This window comes from Citrobacter rodentium NBRC 105723 = DSM 16636, assembly GCF_021278985.1.
GTDB lineage: Bacteria > Pseudomonadota > Gammaproteobacteria > Enterobacterales > Enterobacteriaceae > Citrobacter_A > Citrobacter_A rodentium.
Genome location: NZ_CP082833.1, coordinates 4,993,595 through 5,016,416 on the forward strand (window position 1 = coordinate 4,993,595; position 22,822 = coordinate 5,016,416).

Below are 22,822 nucleotides of genomic sequence, written 5' to 3' on the forward strand. Positions count from 1 at the left end.
ATACAATTGCGCAAGAAGGTACTATTTTTTAGACGGTCGTCAGAGGTATGCTTTCTTTGAATTATATCTTTGCAAGGATTTATTGTTATGACACCCGCCGTTAAATTACTCGAAAAAAACAACATTTCCTTTCAGATCCACACATACGATCACGATCCGGCCGAAACGAATTTTGGCGATGAGGTAGTGCGCAAGCTGGGGCTGAATGCGGATCAGGTTTATAAAACGCTGCTGGTCGCAGTAAACGGCGATATGAAGCATCTGGCCGTAGCGGTCACGCCGGTCGCCGGCCAGCTGGATCTGAAAAAGGTCGCCAAAGCGCTGGGAGCGAAGAAGGTGGATATGGCTGATCCGATGGTGGCGCAGCGCACCACCGGCTATCTGGTCGGCGGCATCAGTCCGCTGGGGCAGAAAAAACGCCTGCCGACGCTGATTGACGCCCCCGCCCAGGCCTTCGGGACCATTTATGTTTCCGGCGGCAAGCGCGGCCTGGATATTGAACTGGCAGCGAGCGATCTGGCCGCCATTCTGGACGCAAAATTTGCCGATATTGCACGCCGGGATTAATTTTTTACCCGTTGATCCGACCGGTAAGCAGTCTATTTCGCCGGATGGCGGCTAGCGCCTTATCCGGCCTACGGTTCATAAATCGTAGATTCACAGGCCTGATAAGCGCAGCGCTATCAGGCCGATCAATGCCGGATGGCGGCTGACGCCTTATCCGGCCTACGGTTCATAAATCGTAGATTCGTGGGCCTGATAAGCGCAGCGCCATCAGGCCGATCATCGCCTTATCCAGCCTAAAAGCTCACCTCATTCTGAGGCTCATATGCTCCGGCATCCAGCGGCGAGTTTTTCTGAATGTACTCCTTCAGCACTTCCGCATCGATAAAGCCGGTGTTTACATATCCCGGTTTGTTATCAAGGCGCGGATAGCCATCGCCGCCAGTGGCGTTAAAGCTCAGCGTCGCCATCCGGTAGGTTTTCGCCGGGTCGATCGGCTCCCCTTTGATCTTCAGGTCTGAAAGCTTGCCGTCTTTCGCCACAAAGCTGACGTTAGCGAACTGCGGATACGCGCCGGAGTCGGGTTTCATCTGCGCCACGGCGGTCAAATAATCAGTCACCTCTTTCCCGTTCATATCGGCATAGACCACGATATTGCCGAACGGCTGAACCTTGAGCACGCTCTTATAGGTGATGTCGCCGGCTTCAATCGAGTCGCGGATGCCGCCGCCGCTCATCACCGCGAAATCCGCGCCGGTACGCGCCATCTGCGCTGCGAGGATCAGATGTCCCATATTGGTCTGCACGAAACGCACTTTGCTACGGTCGCCTTCCAAGCGGGCATTCACCGTACCGATTTTCACATCCAGCTGCGCCTTACCTTTGTTCTGGAACGGCGTCAGCAGCGACAACATCTGCGGATTCTCGGCGATTTCCGGGGTGTAGAGGACGCGTTCACTTTTCCCGTCATCCCAGGTCACCTTCTTCTTCAGATTCACCGGAATAAGCTGATAGTTAACCAGTTTCATCTCGCCGTTGCGAAACTCAAAATCCGCGCGGCCAACGTACTTGCCCCACTCGTGCGCCTGCACTATCCAGATGCCGTTTTGCTTATCCGGCGCACAGGGCGTACCTGGGATATAGTCCACCTGCTTTTTATTCTCCGCAGCCATGCACACCGGATCCTGTGAGTGACCACCCACAATCATCGCCAGCGAACCGGCAGGCAGACTGCGCGCCATTTCGACGTCGCCCGGCGCATTGGAGCCGTGACTGCCGTTGTCATAGTGCCCCATATGGGTGGTGGCGATAATGACGTCCGGCTTTTCATTCATTTGCAGCTCCTGAATCACCAGCTTCGCTTCATCCGCAGGCTTGCGGAACTCAATGTCGGTGAAAAACTCAGGATTGCCGATTTTCGCCGTGTCGTCGGTGGTTAAACCGATCACCGCGATTTTCAGATCCTGGCGCTTAAATATGGCCCAGGGTTTAAACAGCCGTTCGCCGGTGCTTTTCTGGTAGATATTGGCGGAAAGAAGCGGGAACTTCGCCCATTTTTCCTGCTGGCGTAATACGGTGAGCGGGTTATCAAATTCATGATTGCCGACGGCCATTGCGTCATAGCCGATCAGATTCATACCGCGAAAATCAGGCTCGGCATCCTGCAAATCGGATTCCGGGACGCCGGTATTAATATCGCCGCCGGAAAGCAGCAGGACGCTGCCGCCTTCTGCCGCCACCTCGCTGCGAATGCCATCCACCAGCGTTTTTTGCGCCGACAGACCATATTCACCATATTCGTTACGCCAGAAATGACCGTGATGATCGTTAGTATGCAGGACCGTAATTTTATAGGTTTTATCTTTTTCGTAAGCCTGTGCAGGCTGACCCGCCAGCGCGGCGAACAGTGCCAGCGCCACGCCCCGTTTTAAACATCTCATGCTTCTCTCCCTGACCCAATATCAAACGCAGAAATTACCGTTCATTGAAATAATAGACAAATATGTTTTCAGAATTGAGACTTCCTTCAAATCGCATCCACAGGTATGTTAGTCGGATAATAATCACACCTGCACCCTCTGATAATTATTGAAGTGAAACTATGGCAACGAATCAAACCGCTCAACCGATTCCCGGCTCCGCTGCGCCGTCGCAAAAAGCACGCACCTCGTTTGGTATTTTAGGAGCAATCAGCCTCTCGCATTTACTTAACGACATGATCCAGTCGCTAATCCTGGCGATTTATCCGCTGTTGCAGTCAGAATTCTCGCTGACGTTTATGCAGATAGGCATGATCACGCTCACTTTCCAGCTGGCCTCATCGCTGCTGCAACCGGTGGTCGGCTACTGGACGGATAAATACCCTATGCCGTGGTCGTTACCCATCGGCATGTGTTTTACCTTAAGCGGTCTGGTGCTGCTGGCGATGGCCGGCAGCTTCGGTGCCGTTCTGCTGGCGGCGGCGCTGGTGGGCACCGGATCGTCGGTATTTCACCCTGAATCCTCACGCGTGGCGCGTATGGCGTCCGGCGGCCGCCACGGTCTTGCCCAGTCTATCTTTCAGGTGGGCGGTAACTTCGGCAGTTCGTTGGGGCCGCTGCTGGCGGCTGTCATCATCGCGCCCTATGGTAAAGGCAATGTCGCCTGGTTTGTGCTGGCCGCCCTGCTGGCGATAGTGGTGCTGGCGCAGATCAGCCGCTGGTACGCCGCGCAGCACCGGATGAGCAAAGGCAAGCCGAAAGCCGCCGTTATCAGCCCCCTGCCGCGTAACAAGGTGGTACTGGCGGTCAGCATCCTGCTGCTGCTGATTTTCTCGAAATATTTCTATATGGCGAGCATCAGCAGCTATTACACCTTTTATCTGATGCAAAAATTCGGACTATCGGTACAAAACGCGCAGCTTCACCTGTTTGCCTTCCTGTTTGCCGTCGCTGCCGGCACCGTTATCGGCGGGCCTGTGGGCGATAAAATTGGCCGAAAATATGTGATTTGGGGCTCTATCCTCGGCGTGGCGCCGTTTACGCTTATTTTACCGTACGCCACCCTCTACTGGACGGGGATTTTAACGGTGATCATTGGATTTATCCTTGCGTCAGCGTTTTCTGCCATTCTGGTGTATGCCCAGGAGCTGCTGCCGGGACGTATCGGCATGGTTTCCGGTCTGTTTTTCGGCTTCGCCTTCGGCATGGGCGGCCTGGGAGCAGCGGTTTTAGGCCTGCTTGCCGACCATACCAGTATCGATTTAGTCTACAAAATCTGCGCTTTCCTGCCGCTGCTGGGAATACTGACTATATTCTTGCCTGATAACCGGCATAAAGCCTGACTTTTCCGCGGCTAAAGCTAAACTTTAGCCGCGCCTGAAGCCTGTTCCCATAAGCCTTTGCAATGCCTGCTTAGCATCCCTTCTCCAGTCCGTGCTTTTTTTGCGCCTGATGACTGTTTTCTTCAAATTTCAACAATTATTCATAAACATAATAATGAAAATTGTCATAAACTATTACCTGGAAATTCTGGACATCAGCCACCAAAGGAGACGGAATGCATCACGCCACCCCGCTTATTACCACCATTGTTGGCGGCCTTGTGCTCGCTTTTATTCTCGGCATGATTGCCAACAAACTGCGTATTTCTCCTCTGGTGGGATATCTGTTAGCGGGCGTTCTGGCCGGCCCTTTTACGCCAGGCTTTGTCGCGGATACCAAACTGGCACCTGAGCTTGCCGAGCTCGGGGTTATTCTGCTGATGTTCGGCGTCGGCCTGCACTTTTCGCTGAAGGATTTAATGGCGGTAAAGTCCATCGCCATTCCCGGCGCTATCGCTCAGATAGCCGTGGCGACGCTGCTGGGTGTGGCGCTGTCGGCGGTGATTGGCTGGTCGCTGATGACCGGTATCGTCTTTGGTTTATGTCTTTCCACCGCCAGTACCGTGGTGCTGCTGCGCGCGCTTGAAGAACGCCAGCTTGTCGACAGCCAGCGGGGGCAGATCGCCATCGGCTGGCTGATTGTTGAAGATCTGGTGATGGTGCTGACGCTGGTTCTGCTGCCAGCGGTAGCCGGAATGGTCGAGAAAGGTAACGTCGGCCTTGCCTCGTTGTCGGTCGATCTCGGCATCACCATTGGCAAGGTTATTGCTTTTATCGCCATCATGATGCTGGTTGGTCGCCGCCTGGTGCCGTGGATAATGGCCCGCAGCGCCGCGACCGGCTCCCGGGAACTGTTTACTCTTTCCGTACTGGCGCTGGCGTTGGGCATTGCGTTTGGCGCGGTGGAACTGTTTGACGTCTCCTTCGCGCTGGGCGCGTTCTTTGCCGGAATGGTGCTGAATGAGTCCGAGCTGAGCCACCGCGCGGCGCACGACACCCTGCCGCTGCGCGACGCGTTTGCGGTGCTGTTCTTCGTCTCGGTCGGGATGCTGTTTGACCCTATGATCCTGGTCCAGCAGCCGCTGGCGGTGCTGGCGACGCTGGCGATAATCATCTTTGGTAAGTCGGTCGCCGCCTTTTTCCTGGTACGGCTGTTCGGCCACTCGCAGCGCACCGCGCTGACCATTGCCGCCAGCCTGGCGCAGATTGGCGAGTTCGCCTTTATTCTCGCCGGACTGGGAATGGCGCTGAATCTGCTGCCCCAGGAGGGCCAGAATCTGGTGCTGGCCGGGGCGATTTTGTCGATTATGCTCAACCCGGTGCTGTTTGCCCTGCTGGAAAGGTATCTGGCGAAAACCGAAACGCTGGAAGAGCAAACGCTGGAAGAGGCGCTCGAAGAAGAGAAGCAAATCCCGGTGGATATCTGCAATCACGCGCTGCTGGTCGGGTTTGGCCGCGTCGGCAGCCTGCTCGGCGAGAAGCTGATGGCCTCGGGTATTCCGCTGGTGGTGATCGAAACCTCGCGCACCCGCGTGGACGAGCTGCGCGAGCGCGGCATCCGCGCGGTGTTAGGGAATGCGGCGAATGAAGAGATTATGAACCTGGCGCATCTGGAGTGCGCGCGCTGGCTGATCCTTACCATTCCGAACGGCTACGAAGCCGGCGAGATTGTCGCCTCCGCCCGTGAAAAATGCCCGGGCATTGAAATCATCGCCCGCGCCCATTATGACGACGAGGTGGAGTACATTACCGAACGCGGTGCGAATCAGGTGGTGATGGGCGAGCGTGAAATCGCCCGCACAATGCTGGAGCTGCTGGAGACGCCGCCAGCCGGAGACGTGGTGCCGGGATAGGCCAATATTGCCGGATGGCGGCATAAACGCCTTATCCGGCCTACAGCACAGGGTATGAATTCAGCGATCCCAGTACGACTCTTCCAGGCTGTCCTCGCGTTCCGGCAGCCCTCGCGTCAGGCGCGGGGAGTGCTGGTTCAGCACCTGATAGCTCACCCGGTTGGCATATTTACACACCTGGGCCAGCGATGAATAGGTCAGCCAGGTGAACTTATGCTTACTGGAGTTCGGCACGTTGGTACGGTGATAGCTGTTGGCGGTAATGTCATGCAGCAGCGCCGCCAGCGCCCCGTCGCCCGCGCCGTTGGTATTCATGATTTTTTCCGGGCCGCCCATATAAGGGGCAATGTGCGAATAGACCCGCAGCGGATTGACGCAATCCTTATGGCGTATCGCGCGGCTGAACTCATACTGGTTAAATTCTGCAATCGCTCCCGGCAAAAGCGGATGCTGGGTTTTCCGTTTCGCTTCGTCTTCGGTAAAGCCCGCCATATACAGACCAACCGGCCCAGCGGTACACAGCACCAGATCCACCCAGTCCAGCGCTTTGTCCGAAGCCAGCAGCGGATCGTTCTCACCGGTCAGCGCTTCAGCTTCTTCTTCATTCATCGCCAGAATAGAGACGTTCTCTTTAAGAAACGCCTGCCACCACTGCGGGTTATCGGCGATGACGAACTTAGTGCCAAGCGTCAGCACCACCGGCACATTGTGCTTTTTCGCGTACTCAATGGCCTTCATCGTCGCTTCCGGCATCGGCTCACCCGGCTTACAGCGCACCAGATAAGAGGTGAGCACCAGCGCAGACGCCCCGGCAATCACCGCTTCGGGGATACTTTCCGCACGCAGCTGGTTCATATGGCCCGGACTGATGGCGAAAGTGCGCTCGCCCGACTCGCCAATCAGGGTGAAACAGCGGCCAATCGGCCCGTCAACGCCCTGTAAGTAGTTCAGATCGGTACGGCTGGAGGTGTTGCACAAATAGCGGTAAGCGTAGCTGCCTATCTCGATATTGCTGCACATCACGCCCAGCAGCACCGAGCGGTCATCCGCCAGCACCGAGTAGTTATGCATGGTGTTACCAATAGTGCCGCCGGCAAACTGATGGGTGATCAGGTTTTTACGCATCAGCTCCTGGTATAACGCTTCCGCCACATCATCTTCAATCACCAGCGAATGACCGGCGCTCAGCCCATAACGTTGTATAAATTCGTCATCCACTTTGGCTTCAATATCCACCAGCGTCTGGTCAATACCGACGACCCAGGCAGCGCTGCTCTCATGTTCAGGCTGAATTTGTTGCAACAGCGGATCGCGCGCGTTAACGGGGAAATAGTGTTTGGATTTGCGTTTACCGGGAAATTTCATGGCTGTTTTTACGGGTGGCTAACTGAGCGGTGCATGGTAGCACATTCACTTCGCTTCAACAGAATTCAATATCCGGCGGCAGGATCGCAGTTTCCACGCGATAAATTTTTATAATGATCGCTTTGTACAAGGAGCGTTCGATGAAACCGGAAAACAAGCTTCCCGTCCCCTCACTTATCTCCGAAGAGATGCAGGCCGTGCTGAATGTCCATCAGGACGATCTGCCGCCCTGGCCGCCCGCTGATGATTTCAAAGCCATGCGTCAGCATTACCAGCTGGAACGTCGTTTCTGGAACGCCGGGGCGCCGCAAATGGAAACGCGTGAATATACGATTCCGGTCGCGCAAGGCCAGTTGACAACGCGTCTGTATTGCCCGGCCTCGCAAAGTCAGGCGACGCTGTTTTACCTGCACGGCGGCGGTTTCATACTTGGTAACCTCGATACCCATGACCGTATTATGCGCCTGCTGGCGAACTATACGCAGTGTACGGTGGTTGGCATCGATTATTCGCTCTCGCCCGAAGCCCGCTTCCCGCAGGCGATTGAAGAGAGCGTGACCGCCTGTCAGTACTTCCACCAGCACGCTGAAGATTATCAGCTTAACATGTCGAAAATTGGCTTTGCCGGTGACTCGGCGGGCGCCATGCTGGCGCTTGCCAGCGCGCTGTGGCTGCGGGATAAGCAACTGAACTGTGGGAAGGTGGCCGGAGTATTGCTATGGTACGGTCTGTATGGCTTACAGGATTCGCCCAGCCGTCGGCTGCTGGGCGGAGAATGGGACGGTATGCGCCGCGAAGATCTGTTGATGTTTGAAAACGCTTATCTGCGCAACGCGCAGGACCGGGAGTCGCCTTACTACTGCCTGTTTAATAACGACCTGACGCGCGATGTGCCGCCCTGCTTTATCGCCACTGCGGAGTTCGATCCGCTTATCGACGACAGCCGGTTACTCTGGCAGACGCTTCAGGCGCACCGGCAGCCTTGTGAGTACAGGATGTATCCCGGCACGCTGCATTCTTTCCTGCACTACTCGCACATGATGCGCTGCGCCGACGAGGCGCTTCAGGACGGCGCGCGTTTCTTTACCGCCCAGCTTTAACGATACGCTGCAGTCAGTTTCAGCATCATATCAATATGTTCCGGCGCGGCGTTCAGCGCCGGGATATATTCATATTTTTTACCGCCCGCCTCGAGGAAGATCTCTTTATTCTGCACCGCAATCTCTTCCAGCGTCTCCAGACAGTCCGCCGCGAATCCCGGACACATGACCTGAATATGTCCTGTCCCCTTTTCAGCGAGCATTTTCAGCGTTTCATCGGTGTACGGCGTCAGCCACGGCTCGCGTCCAAAGCGCGACTGGAAGGTCATCATCACCTTTTCCGGCGGCAGGCCCAGCGCGGAAACCAGCTCACGGGTAGTGTCGCGACAGCGCTGCGGATAGTCGTCGCCTTCATCGGCGTAACGCTGAGGAATGCCGTGATAGGACAGCAGCAGCAGATCCGGCTCGCCGTGTCTGGCAAAGGATGCCCGCGCGCTGTTGGCCAGCGCGTCGATATAGGCGCTGTCGTCGGCGTAATCGCGGATAAAGGAAATACCGGGGATATGGCGTTTGCGCTCAAGGATACGCGCCAGTTCATCCCAAACAGCAGCGACGGTTGAGCAGGAATATTGCGGGTACAGCGGCAGCACCACGATATGATCGACGTGGCTGGCCAGCAGTTCGTCCACAGCGCTTTCCAGCGACGGCGAGCCATAGCTCATGCCCAGCGCAACCGGCGTTTCCGGCAGGCGCGCGGCAAGCGCCTGCTGCTGCTGACGGCTGTACACCATCAGCGGCGAACCACCCTCCATCCAGATGGACTGATAGAGTTTCGCCACGCGCGGGGAGCGCAGCGGCAGAATCACCCCGCGTAACAGCGGCCACCACAAAAGACGGGGCGTATCGACAACGCGCCTGTCGCTGAGAAATTGTCTGAGATAGCGTTTTACTGCCGCTGGGGTGGGCGCATCGGGCGTACCGAGGTTAGCCAATAAAATACCGGTTTTCGTCTGACGCATTACCGCCTCTTATCGATTCAAATTGTTGATAATTGTAGCGGAAAAGAGGAGAAGAAGAACTAATTGCTGCGAGAGGTATTTTTGGGGATTTGCCTGATGGCGCTACGCTTATCAGGTCCGGGCATTACGCCTGGCCTGATAAGGCATCTGCATCGCCATCCGGCATTTTCGGCGCTGACTTAACCGAGGATTTTTTCCAGATCTGCGCGCACGTCGGCAACGGCCTGGGTGCCGTCAACTTTAGCGTATTGGGTGTTACCCGCTTCCGCTTCTTTCTGATAGTAGCCAATCAGCGGCGCGGTCATCTGATGATATTCCACCAGGCGCTTACGCACGGTTTCTTCCTGGTCGTCTTTACGGGTGGTCAGATCTTCGCCGGTCACATCATCTTTGCCTTCAACTTTCGGCGGATTGAATTTGATGTGGTAAACGCGGCCAGAGGCGGCGTGTACGCGGCGGCCCACAATACGGTCAACGATCAGCTCATCCGGTACGTCAAATTCAAGAACGTAATCCACCACGATGCCCGCCTCTTTCATGGCGTCAGCCTGCGGGATAGTACGCGGGAAGCCGTCTAACAGGAAACCATTACGGCAATCTTCCTGAGCGATACGCTCTTTTACCAGCGCGATCACCAGCTCATCGGTCACCAGCTTACCGGCGTCCATAATATCTTTCGCTTTTTTACCCAGCTCGGAGCCAGATTTGACGGCGGCACGCAGCATATCGCCGGTGGAGATTTGCGGAATACCATACTTCTCCATGATGAACTGAGCCTGAGTTCCTTTACCCGCGCCCGGAGCGCCAAGCAGAATGATACGCATTACGAAAATCCCCTTAAGGTTGTCGATGTTTTAAAAAAAGCGCTAAACGATACCACCATCACGCATTTCGCTCAAGGAAGGTACCCTGCGCTGAATCGGTTAATGGCGGGAAATTAACAAAAGAGAGGGATAAATAAAAAAATGCCGGATGGCGCAGAGGTTTATTCGACCTACCAACAGTACCTGCCCGTAGGCCGGATAAGGCGCTTACACCATCATCCGGCATCATGTCCGCCTGATGGCGCTGCGCTTATCAGGCCTGGCCACTGCAACCTGCCCGTAGGCCGGATAAGGCGTTTACGCCGCCATCCGGCACCACATCCACCTGAAGGCGCTGCGCTTATCAGGCCTGGCCATAACAACCTGCCCGTAGGCCGGATAAGGCGTTTACGCCGCCATCCGGCAGTTATTACCTCGGTCAGGAAACCAGCAGTTGGTTCATGCGGCGGATAAACTGGTTCGGATCTTCCAGCGTACCGCGTTCGGCAAACAGCGCCTGATCCAGCAGCAGTTCCACCCACTCTTTGAACTGCGCCTCATCCTCGGTGTCCGCGGTGCGTTTCACCAGCACGTGGTCCGGATTGAGTTCAAAGATGTATTTCACTTCCGGTACGGCCTGCCCCGCAGCGGCAAACAGCTTCGCCATCTGGGTGCTCATTTCGTCCGCATCGGTAGTGACAATCGCTGGCGTATCGGTCAGACGATGCGTCAGACGCACCTCTTTTACCCGGTCGCCGAGCAGCGTTTTCACACGCTCAACAAACGGTTCCAGCGCCTTTTCCGCCTCTTTTGCGCTTTCGTCGACTTCATCAGCCAGTTTTTCGATCGACTCATCCGCTTTCGCCACGGACTGGAAGGCTTTGCCGTCGAATTCGGTCAGGTAATTCATCATCCACTCGTCGATGCGGTCGGAGAGCAGCAGGACCTCGATACCTTTCTTACGCAGCAGCTCCAGGTGCGGGCTGCTCTTCGCTGCCGCATAGCTGTCGGCGGTGATGTAATAAATTTTCTCCTGCCCCTCTTTCATGCGCGAAACGTAATCTTCCAGCGACACGGTCTGCGCGGACGAATCGGTATGGGTGGAAGCAAAACGCATCAGCTTCGCGATGGTTTCCTGGTTGGCATGATCTTCAGCCGGACCTTCTTTCAGCACCAGACCAAACTGTTTCCAGAAGGTCTGATATTTTTCCGCATCGTCCTTCGCCAGTTTCTCCAGCATCTGCAATACGCGTTTGGTCAGCGCGCTGCGCAGATTGCGGGTGACGCTGCTGTCCTGCAGGATTTCGCGGGAAACGTTCAGCGGCAGATCGTTGGAATCAATCAGGCCGCGCACGAAGCGCAGATAGTTCGGCATAAACTGCTCGGCGTCGTCCATGATAAAGACGCGCTGCACGTACAGTTTCAGCCCGTGTTTGTGATCGCGGTTCCACATATCCCACGGCGCCTGAGACGGAATATACAGCAGGCTGGTGTACTCCTGCTTCCCTTCCACGCGGTTATGGCTCCAGGAGAGCGGATCGGTAAAGTCATGGGCAATATGTTTATAGAACTCTTTGTATTCGTCTTCGCTGATTTCAGACTTGTTACGCGTCCACAGCGCCTGCGCCTTGTTGATTTTCTCCCAGGAGACAACGGTTTCACCGTCTTTCTCTTCCTGCTTTTCAATCTCTACCGGCAACGCAATATGATCGGAATACTTGCTGATGATCGAGCGCACGCGCCAGTCGTCGAGGAACTCATCTTCGCCTTCGCGCAGGTGCAGGGTGATTTCGGTACCGCGATCGTCTTTGGTGATGTCGGCAACAGTGTATTCGCCTTCGCCTGCGGACTCCCAGAACACGCCGTTTTCCGGCTGGTCGCCCGCGGCGCGGGTGCGCACGGTGACTTTATCAGCGACGATAAACGCGGAGTAGAAACCGACCCCGAACTGACCGATCAGCTGGCTGTCTTTCGCCTGATCCGAGCCCAGCGACTCAAGGAACGATTTGGTGCCGGACTTCGCGATGGTTCCCAGATGGTCAATGACATCATCACGGTTCATCCCCACGCCGTTGTCGGCGATGGTCAACGTACGCTTATCTTTATCGAAAGAGACGCGCACACGCAGTTCACCGTCGCCTTCATAGAGGTCCGGGTTTGACAGCGCGCGAAAACGCAGCTTGTCTGCCGCATCAGAGGCGTTAGAGATAAGCTCACGCAGGAAGATTTCTTTATTGGAATACAGAGAATGGATCATCAGATGCAGAAGCTGTTTTACCTCTGACTGAAAACCGCGAGTTTCTTGTCCTTTCATGTAGATCTACCTCAACAATGCCATTTTTAATGGTAAAAACACGTTGAGGGGGAAATGGGGACGCGCAGGAAAAATTTCAAGCGGAGGCCGCCAACGCAGCCTCCGTTTGTTCAGAATTTAAGCTTATGGCGACCGGCAAGAGAGTGCGACAGCGTGGTGCCGTCGACCATTTCCAGTTCGCCGCCAACCGGCACGCCGTGGGCGATACGGCTGGCATCGACGCCATATTGCGCGCAAAGCTCGGCAATATAGTTGGCGGTGGCTTCGCCTTCGACCGTCGGGTTAGTCGCGAGGATCACCTCGTTGAGCGGCTCGGCAGAGAGACGCTGCTCAAGTCGGTCAAGCCCGATATCATCCGGCCCGATGCCGTCGAGCGGCGACAGATGCCCCATCAGCACAAAGTAGCGCCCGGAAAACTGCCCGGTCTGCTCAATCGCGTAAATATCCGCCGGGCTTTCGACGACGCAAATCTGGCCGTTTTCCTGACGTCGCGGGTTCGAACAGATATTGCACACCTCCTGCTCGGTGAAGGTCCGGCAATCGGCGCAGTGGCCGATTTCCGACATCGCCCGGGTCAGCGCCTGCGCCAGACGCATCCCGCCGCTGCGGTCACGCTGAAGCAGCGTAAACGCCATGCGCTGCGCCGACTTCGGACCGACGCCCGGCAGACAGCGAAGCGCTTCCATAAGCTGAGTTAACAGCGGGCTGGTTTGCATCAGAACGGCATCTTAAAGCCCGGCGGCAGTTGCATACCGGAGGAGACAGAGGCCATTTTTTCTTTCTGGGTCTCTTCAATACGGCGAGCAGCATCGTTGAATGCGGCAGCAACCAGATCTTCCAGCATCTCTTTGTCATCTTCGAGCAGGCTCGGGTCGATCTCCACACGGCGGCAGTTGTGCGCGCCGTTGATGGTCACTTTCACCAGACCCGCGCCGGACTCGCCGGTGACTTCCAGCTTCGCAATTTCTTCCTGCATCTGCTGCATTTTTTCCTGCATCTGCTGGGCCTGCTTCATCAGGTTGCCCAGACCGCCTTTACCAAACATAGGCTTCTCTCTCAATCACGTTAAGGGATAACAATCGTAAGCCTCGCTTACGATCAAATGGGACGAATACTCTCTTCATCCAGCTCCGCATCAAAGAATCGACGCAGGTTCTGGATGTTATTATCCGCAACTATCGACTCGCGCGCCTGCGCAAGTTTTTCTTCATATATCGCCTGACGCCACTCCAGCGGCGTACGCGTCGCCGGATTATCATCTTCTACGATAGTCAGTTCAACCGTTGTTCCCGCCAGCTCGCTCAGCGCTTCGGCCAGCTTTTGCTGCGCGCCCGCGGAGTTCAGGTGACGCTGGCTGGAGCGTAAATGCAGGCAGACCGCGTTGCCGTTCTCTTTTTTCCAGGCGTTGAGCGCCACCTGTTCAACCAGCTTCGGCAGCGATAGCTGACTGACCTGCGCCGCCCACGGATCGCGTTCGATAGCCTCCGCTGCCAGCTTCGCCGCCAGCTCTGGCGTCTTTTCATGCTCCAGCGCTTTCTTTAGCGCTTTCGGCGTGGCGACAACCTTTTTCACCTCGGCGACCGGCGTGGTCGCCTTCCAGCGATAGGCCTCTTTTTTCGCCGGCGCCTGTTCGAGCGCCGACGGCGCCGGACGCGCCTGCACGCGTTCCGTAACCGATGCCAGCCTCTCCAGCGCAGCGTTATTCACCGGCCGCGCGCGGGTAGCGGCTGCCGGTTCACTCTTTTTTGCTTTGGTTGCTCCCTGCGCGCGCTGCAGCTGACTGCGCGCCGCCAGCACCTGACTGGTGGCGTCGGGCAACGGCGCGGCTGGCGTCTGCTGCGGCGCTGGCGCTGACTGTTGCGGCACCTGCGTCGGGTTCATTACCGCTGTCGGGGCAACGGGCGCAAAGGACTGACGCGGCGTCTCCGGTTCCGGCAACGGCATACGCGGGTGGAAGGCCAGCGCGCGCAGCAGGGTCATCTCCACCCCCATCCGCCGATCCGGCGCGTAAGGCAGCTCTTTGCGGCCAATCAGCAACGTCTGGTAATAAAGCTGTACGTCCGTTGGCGGTACGGTACGCGCCAGTTCACGCATCCGCACTTCAATCATCGCCATGTCACTACCCAGCGCGGCGGGCGAAAGCTGGACCAGCGCAATGCGGTGCAGCAGGCCGAGCATTTCCACCAGCAGCGCTTCCCATTCGATCCCCCGCGCCGCCGCCTCGTTCACCAGCGACATCACGCGTTCGCCGTCGGCGGCGACCACCGCTTCAACCAGCGACAGCGCCTGATCGTCATCCAGCGTACCGAGCATCGCGCTCACCGCCTGGGTGGTAATCTGGCCGTCACCGCTGGCGATGGCCTGATCGGTCAGGCTGAGCGCATCGCGCAGGCTGCCGTCCGCCGCGCGGGAGAGCAGTTGCAGCGCGCGAGGTTCATGCGCGATGTGCTCTTCATCAAGAATGTGCTCAAGCTGATGGCGGATCTGATCGACATCCAGCGCCTTAAGATGGAACTGCAGGCAGCGGGATAAAATAGTCACCGGCAGCTTCTGCGGATCGGTGGTCGCCAGCAGGAATTTTACGTGCGCCGGCGGCTCTTCAAGGGTTTTCAGCAGCGCGTTAAAGCTGTGGCGGGACAGCATGTGCACTTCGTCGATCAGATAAACTTTAAAACGACCGCGCGCAGGCGCGTACTGCACGTTATCCAGCAGATCGCGGGTATCCTCTACTTTGGTGCGCGACGCGGCATCAATCTCAATCAGATCGACAAACCGACCCTGCTCGATTTCACGGCAGTTGTCGCATACGCCGCAAGGCGTGGCGGTAATCCCGGTTTCGCAGTTCAGTCCCTTCGCCAGCAGACGGGCGATAGAGGTTTTACCGACCCCGCGGGTACCGGAAAAAAGATATGCGTGGTGAATACGCCCTAACGATAAGCCGTTCGCCAGGGCGGTCAGCACATGTTCCTGGCCGACTACGTCAGCAAAGGATTGTGGACGCCATTTTCGGGCTAAAACCTGATAACTCATTGGCTGGCTCTGAAACGCTGGAAGGTGAATTCATAGGGGGGAATGCTAACACAACCTCGCTCAATGAGCGAGATTGTGGGCGTCGGGATTAATGCCCGGCGAAGGAGACCAGAGAGTAGCTGGCGATACCGGATTTCTCCAGGCGCGCTTCACCGCCCAGATCCGGTAAGTTGATAATAAACGCCGCATCGCGCACTTCGCCGCCCAGACGGCGGATCAGCTTCACGGTCGCTTCAATGGTGCCGCCGGTCGCCAGCAGATCGTCAACCACCAGCACTTTGTCGCCAGGGCTAATCGCATCGACGTGGATTTCCAGCCGATCGGTGCCGTATTCCAGCTCGTAGCTCTCGTCAATGGTTTCACGCGGCAGCTTACGCGGTTTGCGTACCGGAACGAAGCCGACGCCCAGCCCCAGCGCCACCGGCGCGCCAAACAGGAAGCCGCGCGCTTCAGTACCAACCACTTTGGTAATCCCCGCATTTTTATATCGCTCAACCAGCAATTCAATGCTGAGCGCGTAAGCCTTCGGGTCTTCCAGCAAGCTGGTAACATCGCGGAAAAGAATGCCCGGTTTTGGGTAGTCCTGAATGCTTTTAATGCTATTTTTGAGAAACTCAAGCTGCTGTGCAGTCGCGGTCATAAGTGTGTGCCTGATTGATACGGTATTACTTCACATCGCGCGCTTTACTTATCATCCTTCAGGCTGCTTTGATGCACCCGGGATGATGATGTGTCTGTAAAGCCAAAGTAACATAATGGTTAACCTTTGACCAGGCGCGCCTGTGCTCGAAAACGGTCGAATTTACTGGCTACCGGGAATAATTGCAACCGCGTTTATTATGCTTCAGTGCTTTTGTTGCTTTTCATCAACCACCGGAATTCGCCACATAAAAATCAGCAAACAGGCGAGAATAACCAGCAGCAGTATCCTCACCCACAGCATCGGCGTCAGCCAGAGCGAGACGCCAAAGGTCACCAAGATCAGGATAATCGCGCGCGGCTTCGCGCCAGGCGGCATCGCCTTATGTTTTTGCCAGTAGCGCAGATAGCTGCCAAACCAGGAGCGGTACAGCAACCACTGATGAAAGCGCGGCGACGAGCGGGCAAAGCACCAGGCTGCCAGCAGAATAAACGGCGTCGTCGGCAGGAGCGGCAATACCACGCCAAGCGTTCCCAGAATAACCGCCAGCCAGCCCGTGATGATCAAAAAGATTCGTTGCATAATAAAGGCATGTCGCAAACCAGAACGCTACTTTAGCATAACAGTTATCATTTTCATTGGAGTGTTGAATTGAAAACCGCCATGCTGCTCCAAAAGCTGGACGATCGGCTTGCCGAACTGCGCCAGCGTTGCGCGCCTGTCGCACAGCACGCCACGCTCAGTCCCCGTTTCGATCGCCATCTTTTTCATACCCGAAGTACCTGCCTTCAGGCGTGCCTGGAGGAAGCAGAGGCGAATCTTCAGGCGCTGCGGCAGGCCGTTTTGCAGCAGCAACGCCCGCAGGTCGTCTGGCTGGCGGAACATCTCGCTTCGCAGCTGGAGGCTATCGCGCGGGAGAGCGCCAGCTGGTCGCTTCGGGCATGGGACAGCGCCTCGCCAGCGCTGGCAAAGTGGCAGCGCCGACGTATTCAGCATCAGGAATTTGAGCGCCGCCTGCTGGAGATGACCCGGCAGCGTAAAAACCGGCTGGACGGAGCGGCCAGCCCGAGCGAGAAACAGGCGCTTGAGCACGAAGTTGTCATTTATGAAGGCCGCCTGACGCGCTGTCGTCAGGCGCTGGATCACATTGAACGCGTCCTGGCGCGCTTAACCCGCTAATCCCCGGAGAAAACATGTCGCTGGAAAACGCCCCGGACGAAGTCAAACTGGCCGTCGATTTGATTGTGTTGTTGGAAGAAAATCAACTTCCGCCCCGAACGGTGCTACGCGCGCTGGAAATTGTGATGCGTGATTATGAAAATAAACTAAAAAGCTCGGAAGGCGCCTCGCAAAGCGGGTAAAAGCCATCTGGCGGCGCGTTACGGCAGAAGGCAAATTCGTCGTAACGAAACGCAACAATGGACAGATCATGGAACGACTTCCCACTTCGCCACACGACGCGGTGTTCCGGCAGATGCTTATGCAGAAAGCCGTCGCGAAGGATTTTCTGCAGATTCATTTACCTGACAGCTTCCTGCACATCTGCAGTCTGGATACCCTGAAGCTGGAATCTGGAAGCTTTATTGAAGAGGATTTACGCAACCGCTACTCCGATATTCTCTACTCTGTACAGACCAGCCAGGGCCCGGGCTACGTTTATGCGCTGATTGAGCACCAGAGTTCGACGGATAAATTTATGGCCTTCCGCTTAATGCGCTATGCCATTGCAGCGATGCAGCGCCACCTTGATGCCGGGCATAAAACCTTGCCGCTGGTGGTGCCGATCCTCTTTTATCAGAGGCCTGAAAGCCCGCGGCCTTACAGTCTTAACTGGCAGAGTGGCTTTGTTGAATAAATCAGATTTCGGGTAAGTCTCCCCCGTAGCGGGTTGTGTTTTCAGGCAATACGCACGCTTTCAGGCATACCTGCTTTCGTCATTTTGTTCAGCGCTCGTACCAGGGCCATAGCCTCCGCAACCTGACCATCGTAGTCACGCAGCGTCAGTGAACCCCCGAACAGCTGTTTTACCCGGTACATCGCCGTTTCCGCTATCGAGCGACGGTTGTAATCTGTTGTCCATTTCCACCGCGCATTACTCCCGGTCATTCGCTGATTAGCCACTGCACGGTTACGGTCTGCATATTCACCGGGCCAGTAACCCGCACCTTTTCGGGGAGGAATAAGCGCGCTGATTTTTTTGCGGCGCAGTTCATCGTGACAGAGCCGGGTATCGTAAGCCCCGTCTGCCGCGGCTGCCCTGATTTTTCTGTGAGTCTGCCGGATAAGGCCCGGGAAGGCTTCTGAGTCCGTGACGTTATTCAGCGACAGGTCTGCACAGACAACTTCATGTGTGTTGCTGTCAACAGCAAGATGCAACTTTCGCCAGATACGACGGCGCTCTTTGCCGTGCTTTCTGACTTTCCATTCGCCTTCACCAAAGACCTTCAGCCCGGTGGAATCAATCACCAGGTGTGCGATTTCACCCCGGGTGGACGTTTTGAAACTGACATTAACCGACTTTGCCCGCTTACTGACACTGGTGTAATCCGGGCAGCGCAACGGAACGTTCATCAGGGCAAAAATGGAATCAATAAAACCCTGCGCAGCCCGCAGGGTCAGCCGGAATACGCGTTTAATCACCAGAACGGTGGTGATGGCGAGATCAGAATAGCGCTGGGGCCTTCCTCGTGATGAAGGTGTTGCCGACTCATACCAGGCCTGAATCGCCTCATCATCCAGCCAGAAAGTGAGGGAGCCACGGTTGATGAGAGCTTTGTTGTAGGTGGACCAGTTGGTGATTCTGAACTTTTGCTTTGCCACGGAATGGTCTGTGTTGTCGGGAGGATGCGTGATCTGATCCTTCAACTCAGCAAAAGTTCGATTTATTCAACAAAGCCTGGCAGAGTATGTTCAACGAGCCGGAAATGGCAAAAACGCTTTACAGCAACGAATTTCCACTGGTGGACCTGACGGATATTCCGGATAATCAGATCCTGCAGCATCAACGGATAGCGATGCTGGAACTCCTGCAAAAACATATTCGTCAGCGCGATCTGAGCGAATTACTGGATCAGCTAATCACCCTGTTATCACAGAAGTGTCTTAGCGATTCGCAACTCAACGTGTTGATCAACTATATGCTGAAAGCAGGTAATACCGCAGACCCCGGTGCGCTGATTCGCCAACTGGCCCGCAGTGCGCCACAGTATAAGGACCAACTGATGACGATTGCCGAATGGCTGGAAGAGAAAGGGCGTACTGAAGGGATAGAGCTTGGTATGGTGGAAGGCCGTCAGGCGGAGGCCCGCGCCATCGCACGAAAAATGCTGGAAGAGGGAATAGACACCGCTGCGATTTCCCGTTTTACCGGCCTGAGCGCCGACGAGTTGACCGCGCTGTCGAAGTAAATACGGGACGGGGCGACCGCTGTCGCCCCTGAATCGCTTAGCCCATCGCAGGCGTCGGATCGTCGCCTTTTATCTCACGCGTCACTTCTTTTACTTCATCGCCCTTCTCGTTGCGCAGATGCACTTCAAGCTGGTTAAAGGCGATATCGATGTCGTTTTCACGACACAGACGATCGATAGCGCGATTCAGTTCATCCACCGTGCGGCTGCGATCGCGCAGTTCGCGGACATATAAACGCAGTTCATGATCCAGCGTACTGGCGCCGAAAGTGGTAAAAAACACTTCAGGCTGCGGATCGTGCATCACTTTCGGATGCTCCATCGCCGCCTGCTGCAGCACTTTACGCACTTTTTCCAGGTCCGAACCGTAGGCGACGCCGATACGGATCACCAGACGGGTGGTGGTATCGGACAGCGACCAGTTGATCAGACGCTCGGTGACAAACGCCTTATTGGGGATGATCACCTCTTTGCGATCGAAATCGGTGATGGTCGTCGCGCGAATGCGGATCTTACTGACGGTGCCGGAGAAGGTGCCGATGGTCACCGTATCGCCAATCCGCACCGGGCGTTCAAACAGGATAATCAGACCGGAGACGAAGTTACCGAAGATCTCCTGTAAACCAAAGCCGAGACCGACCGACAGCGCCGCCGCCAGCCATTGCAATTTATCCCACGAGACGCCCAGCGAGCCAAAGACCGTCATCGCGCCGACGGCGATAATGATGTAATTCAGGATGGTAGTGATCGCATACGACGCTCCCTGGCGCATTTTCAGCCGTGAGAGCACCAGCACCTCCAGCAGCCCCGGGAGGTTGCGGATCAGCGCCCAGGCCACCATTGAGGCGATAATGGCGAACAGCAGACTGCCCATCGTCACGTTTTTCACTACCGCCGCGCCCGCTTCGGTGCCGTTATAGTGCCAGAGCGTGATGCTGTCGAGATAGCTGAACACGGTGATCAGATCGGACCAAATCGCCCAGAACACAACCGCGAACAGGGATACCATCAGCAGCATGGTAATGCGCAGCGTTTGCTGGTTAACCTGCTCCAGCGCGATAGCCGGCTCCTCCTGCGGTTCCAGCCCTTCAGCCCCCTCTTTCACCAGATTCTGCCGACGGGCCTGCGCGCGACGCCAGGCGATTCGCCGCGCCGCCACGCTTAGTCCACGTAATACCGTCTGATACAGCAGGTTCCAGATAATCACCAGATAGACCGTTTCAATCCAGCGCCCTGCCAGACGTAACGTGGTGTAGAAATAGCCGGTTGCGGTCAGCACCATCAGGGCGAGCGGAATAATCGACAAAATGGTAATGGTGACCAGACGCAGACTGTGCGACTCTTTATCACGCCAGCTTTCACGGCACATCGGCCATACCAACAGCGCGATAAGCAGCAGGTTGAGGAAAATCATCGCCTGCCCCAGTACATCGTCCATCAGATGCAGCGGAGAAAGCTCCGCCATCACCGACCAGAAGTGCAGCGGCAGCAGCGCCAGGCTAACGCGCACAATCTGGCGCCGCCAGTGGCTGGTCAGCTGCGCGGACATGCCAAAGTGACGGATCGCCACGCCATCTTTTTCGAGCACTTTCCAGCACAGGCCAAAGACCAGCCAGAAAATAGCCAGCTTCTTGCTGAACGCCCACAGCAGATCGCTGATATTCAGCTGCATGGTCAGCAATATCAGACCGAGGGCGAGGATCGCCAGGCATACCGGCAGAGCGCGAATCAGATCGATAAGAATCGCTTTCGGCGTATTGAGCTGACTGTCGTTACGCAGAGAGCCGACCGCAGCGGCAAGCTTCTGCTGATAAGCTTTCAGCCATTTCAGACGCCAGCGAATCACGCCGGCGATCAGCAACAGCGGCAAGCCGGCGAGAAAGGCGATAAATACCGCAGGCCAGGCTTTCTCCCAGTTCACGGTGATTTTCATCGCCTTAAACTGCTCTTTGAGAGTTTGCGGAAACGCCTTAATCCAGTCCCAGTCCATTGGGCGGTTGCTGTTTACCCAGAAAATTTGCTGAGTCAGGATCTCTTTCAGGCTGGTCGAGACGCTCATTAACTGCTGCTGATTGATTTGCAGGTTAATGGCCATCATCAGCTGATTGCCCAACTGTTTATTAAGCTGATCCAGCAGCTCGCGGCGCATATCGACAACCTGTAGCAGCGCGTCGTGAACTTCATCATTCACCTCGCTGGCGTGGCCCTCTTCCAGTCTGGCGACATACGCATCGTTCTGGAACAGCGCATCACGCTGCTGGTTAACCTCAAACTGCTCAAGACGCAAATCGGCAATGCGGTTGGTCATGTCTGAGAGTTCATCCGCCGAGGGCAACGTTTGCTGCTGCTGATATAAAATACGCGACAGCAGCAGACTGCCTTTCAGCACCGCGATTTGCTCTTTAATGTTACGTTCAGATTGCAACGCGCGATCCAGCCAGTTTTTGACCCTGATGTTTTGCTGCATCAGCGAGTTGCCATTCTCGGTGGCGGTAATCAGCCGCTGGCTGAGCTGATGGTTAATATCCAGCTCCTGTTGCACCAGCGGATTGGCCTGGATACGGGCGGTTTCATCCGGCGAGATAGCCTCCTGCGCCGTTTTCTCGGTGAGCGTCAGCCGCTTGCTGTTTACCGCTTCCTGCAATAACTGCAGCTGATGTTCAAGCCGATTGCTGTTAGCGGTGACGTAATCACGCTGCTTTTGCAACATATCCTGCAGCACGGTGTTGCCTTCGAGGCTTTTGCGCTGTTGCTCAATCTGGGCGTTGAGTAACACCTGCCGCGCCTGTAAAAGCGCCTGTTGGGTTGGCCGCAACGCAGATTCTCCGGCACTGGTGCCATCCAGCTGGTTACGGATTTGCTGAAGCTGCTGGGAAGCGGCATACATCGCATTCTGTACCCGCTCAGGCTGCGTTTGCAGCGACACCAGCTGGCTGTTATAGGCGGCGAGGTCGTTCTGGGCATTCTGTAAATCATCCAGCGCCTGCGCTACGCGCAGCTCTAACTGGCGCAGCGACAGCGTGCTGAGCGTTTTGCGCGTCTCGTCATCATTATCCACATCGCTCAGCGCGTTAAGCGCTTCCGTCGCCTGACGCATTTTTTCCGGCGCCTGCGTCACCTTCTGGCGAAGCTGTACCGTCTCCTCTTTTACCTGTTCGATTTTATCCAGCGTGGTGAGAGTATCGGTGAGATCCTGCTGCACCAGCTTGTCCAGCGGAGAAAGACTCTTTTGTTTATTGAGCGCTTCCAGCTGGCTTTGCACTTCCGCCTTTGCGGGCAGGTCGCCGTTAGCCGACGCGCGGGCAAGCACCAGTGGCGGGCAGGACAATACCAGGAGACAAACAGCCGCCATGAAAAAAACGCGGCGCGATGAACGTTTGAAGAGCTGCAACATAGTCATGTGAATGAGGGTTTCTGAACCGGAAAGACGACCGAAAATAGTCAACGCACAAGAATATCACGGCTCTCAGAGGCAGAATAGCGGCA

Annotated in this window: 18 protein-coding genes, 2 pseudogenes and 1 other annotated feature; of the genes and pseudogenes, 8 read left to right on the forward strand and 12 right to left on the reverse strand. The window is 56.0% G+C overall.

Features of this window, described 5'->3' with window-relative positions:
* Window positions 1-87: 87 nt before the first annotated feature.
* The gene (gene ybaK, locus K7R23_RS23820; protein WP_012904887.1) at window positions 88-567 is read left to right on the forward strand and encodes a Cys-tRNA(Pro)/Cys-tRNA(Cys) deacylase YbaK; all 480 of its coding nucleotides are present in this window, start codon (window positions 88-90) and stop codon (window positions 565-567) included.
* Between the two features lie 233 nt (window positions 568-800).
* On the opposite strand, the gene ushA is transcribed toward ybaK, so the two are convergent.
* Window positions 801-2,444 carry a bifunctional UDP-sugar hydrolase/5'-nucleotidase UshA gene (gene ushA, locus K7R23_RS23825; protein WP_012904886.1) on the reverse strand — a complete coding sequence of 548 codons (1,644 nt, stop codon included), beginning with the start codon at window positions 2,442-2,444 and terminating at the stop codon, window positions 801-803.
* A gap of 161 nt (window positions 2,445-2,605) precedes the next feature.
* On the opposite strand from ushA, the gene K7R23_RS23830 reads away from it, so the two are divergent.
* Both K7R23_RS23830 and ybaL read left to right on the forward strand, forming a co-directional pair.
* Window positions 2,606-3,826 carry an MFS transporter gene (locus tag K7R23_RS23830; RefSeq protein ID WP_012904885.1) on the forward strand — a complete coding sequence of 407 codons (1,221 nt, stop codon included), beginning with the start codon at window positions 2,606-2,608 and terminating at the stop codon, window positions 3,824-3,826.
* Window positions 3,827-4,041: 215 nt separating this feature from the next.
* On the forward strand, window positions 4,042-5,718 hold the full coding sequence (gene ybaL / locus K7R23_RS23835; protein ID WP_012904884.1) for a YbaL family putative K(+) efflux transporter: 1,677 nt from the start codon (window positions 4,042-4,044) through the stop codon (window positions 5,716-5,718).
* Between the two features lie 60 nt (window positions 5,719-5,778).
* Here the strand turns inward: ybaL and gsk are convergent, their stop codons facing one another.
* Window positions 5,779-7,083: an inosine/guanosine kinase gene (gsk, locus tag K7R23_RS23840; RefSeq protein WP_012904883.1), complete on the reverse strand. Its 1,305-nt coding sequence runs from the start codon at window positions 7,081-7,083 to the stop codon at window positions 5,779-5,781.
* A 140-nt stretch (window positions 7,084-7,223) separates the two neighbouring features.
* On the opposite strand from gsk, the gene aes reads away from it, so the two are divergent.
* Window positions 7,224-8,183: an acetyl esterase gene (aes, locus tag K7R23_RS23845; RefSeq protein ID WP_012904882.1), complete on the forward strand. Its 960-nt coding sequence runs from the start codon at window positions 7,224-7,226 to the stop codon at window positions 8,181-8,183.
* On the opposite strand, the gene hemH is transcribed toward aes, so the two are convergent.
* The 8 genes from hemH to K7R23_RS23885 all read right to left on the reverse strand — a co-directional run bounded on the left by hemH (window position 8,180) and on the right by K7R23_RS23885 (window position 16,511).
* Entirely contained in the window at window positions 8,180-9,142 is a 963-nt protein-coding gene (hemH, locus tag K7R23_RS23850) for a ferrochelatase (RefSeq protein WP_012904881.1), read from the reverse strand. The genes aes and hemH overlap by 4 nt on opposite strands.
* Before the next feature lie 179 nt (window positions 9,143-9,321).
* Entirely contained in the window at window positions 9,322-9,966 is a 645-nt protein-coding gene (gene adk / locus K7R23_RS23855) for an adenylate kinase (RefSeq protein ID WP_012904880.1), read from the reverse strand.
* A gap of 418 nt (window positions 9,967-10,384) precedes the next feature.
* Window positions 10,385-12,259: a molecular chaperone HtpG gene (htpG, locus tag K7R23_RS23860; protein WP_012904879.1), complete on the reverse strand. Its 1,875-nt coding sequence runs from the start codon at window positions 12,257-12,259 to the stop codon at window positions 10,385-10,387.
* 110 nt (window positions 12,260-12,369) lie between these two features.
* On the reverse strand, window positions 12,370-12,975 hold the full coding sequence (gene recR / locus K7R23_RS23865; protein ID WP_012904878.1) for a recombination mediator RecR: 606 nt from the start codon (window positions 12,973-12,975) through the stop codon (window positions 12,370-12,372).
* Window positions 12,975-13,304, reverse strand: a complete 330-nt coding sequence (locus tag K7R23_RS23870) for a YbaB/EbfC family nucleoid-associated protein (protein WP_001515903.1) — start codon at window positions 13,302-13,304, stop codon at window positions 12,975-12,977. The genes recR and K7R23_RS23870 overlap by 1 nt, the downstream gene beginning before the upstream one ends.
* Window positions 13,305-13,357: 53 nt before the next feature.
* Complete coding sequence (dnaX, locus tag K7R23_RS23875) at window positions 13,358-15,289, reverse strand: DNA polymerase III subunit gamma/tau (RefSeq protein ID WP_012904877.1); 1,932 nt, start codon at window positions 15,287-15,289, stop codon at window positions 13,358-13,360.
* Window positions 13,961-14,025, reverse strand: a sequence feature (DnaX frameshifting element). It overlaps the preceding gene by 65 nt.
* 88 nt (window positions 15,290-15,377) lie before the next feature.
* A complete protein-coding gene (gene apt, locus K7R23_RS23880) occupies window positions 15,378-15,929 on the reverse strand; it encodes an adenine phosphoribosyltransferase (protein WP_012904876.1) in 552 nt (183 codons plus the stop codon).
* A gap of 204 nt (window positions 15,930-16,133) precedes the next feature.
* Window positions 16,134-16,511: a DUF454 family protein gene (locus tag K7R23_RS23885; RefSeq protein WP_024132527.1), complete on the reverse strand. Its 378-nt coding sequence runs from the start codon at window positions 16,509-16,511 to the stop codon at window positions 16,134-16,136.
* A 69-nt stretch (window positions 16,512-16,580) separates the two neighbouring features.
* On the opposite strand from K7R23_RS23885, the gene priC reads away from it, so the two are divergent.
* The 3 genes and pseudogenes from priC to K7R23_RS23900 all read left to right on the forward strand — a co-directional run.
* A complete protein-coding gene (gene priC / locus K7R23_RS23890) occupies window positions 16,581-17,108 on the forward strand; it encodes a primosomal replication protein N'' (protein ID WP_012904874.1) in 528 nt (175 codons plus the stop codon).
* A 14-nt stretch (window positions 17,109-17,122) separates the two neighbouring features.
* Window positions 17,123-17,290 carry a pleiotropic regulatory protein RsmS gene (rsmS, locus tag K7R23_RS23895; protein WP_012904873.1) on the forward strand — a complete coding sequence of 56 codons (168 nt, stop codon included), beginning with the start codon at window positions 17,123-17,125 and terminating at the stop codon, window positions 17,288-17,290.
* Window positions 17,291-17,358: 68 nt separating this feature from the next.
* Window positions 17,359-17,781: pseudogene (locus K7R23_RS23900) on the forward strand (Rpn family recombination-promoting nuclease/putative transposase); the annotation flags it as partial.
* Window positions 17,782-17,825: 44 nt separating this feature from the next.
* Here K7R23_RS23900 and K7R23_RS23905 read toward each other — a convergent pair.
* On the reverse strand, window positions 17,826-18,794 hold the full coding sequence (locus tag K7R23_RS23905; RefSeq protein ID WP_012904651.1) for an IS5 family transposase: 969 nt from the start codon (window positions 18,792-18,794) through the stop codon (window positions 17,826-17,828).
* A 32-nt stretch (window positions 18,795-18,826) separates the two neighbouring features.
* Between K7R23_RS23905 and K7R23_RS23910 the strand changes: the two are divergent.
* A pseudogene (locus K7R23_RS23910) lies at window positions 18,827-19,336 on the forward strand (Rpn family recombination-promoting nuclease/putative transposase); the annotation flags it as partial.
* Window positions 19,337-19,373: 37 nt separating this feature from the next.
* On the opposite strand, the gene mscK reads toward K7R23_RS23910, so the two are convergent.
* Window positions 19,374-22,736 (reverse strand): mechanosensitive channel MscK, encoded by a 3,363-nt coding sequence (mscK, locus tag K7R23_RS23915; RefSeq protein WP_012904872.1) that lies wholly within the window; start codon window positions 22,734-22,736, stop codon window positions 19,374-19,376.
* Between the last annotated feature and the right edge of the window lie 86 nt (window positions 22,737-22,822).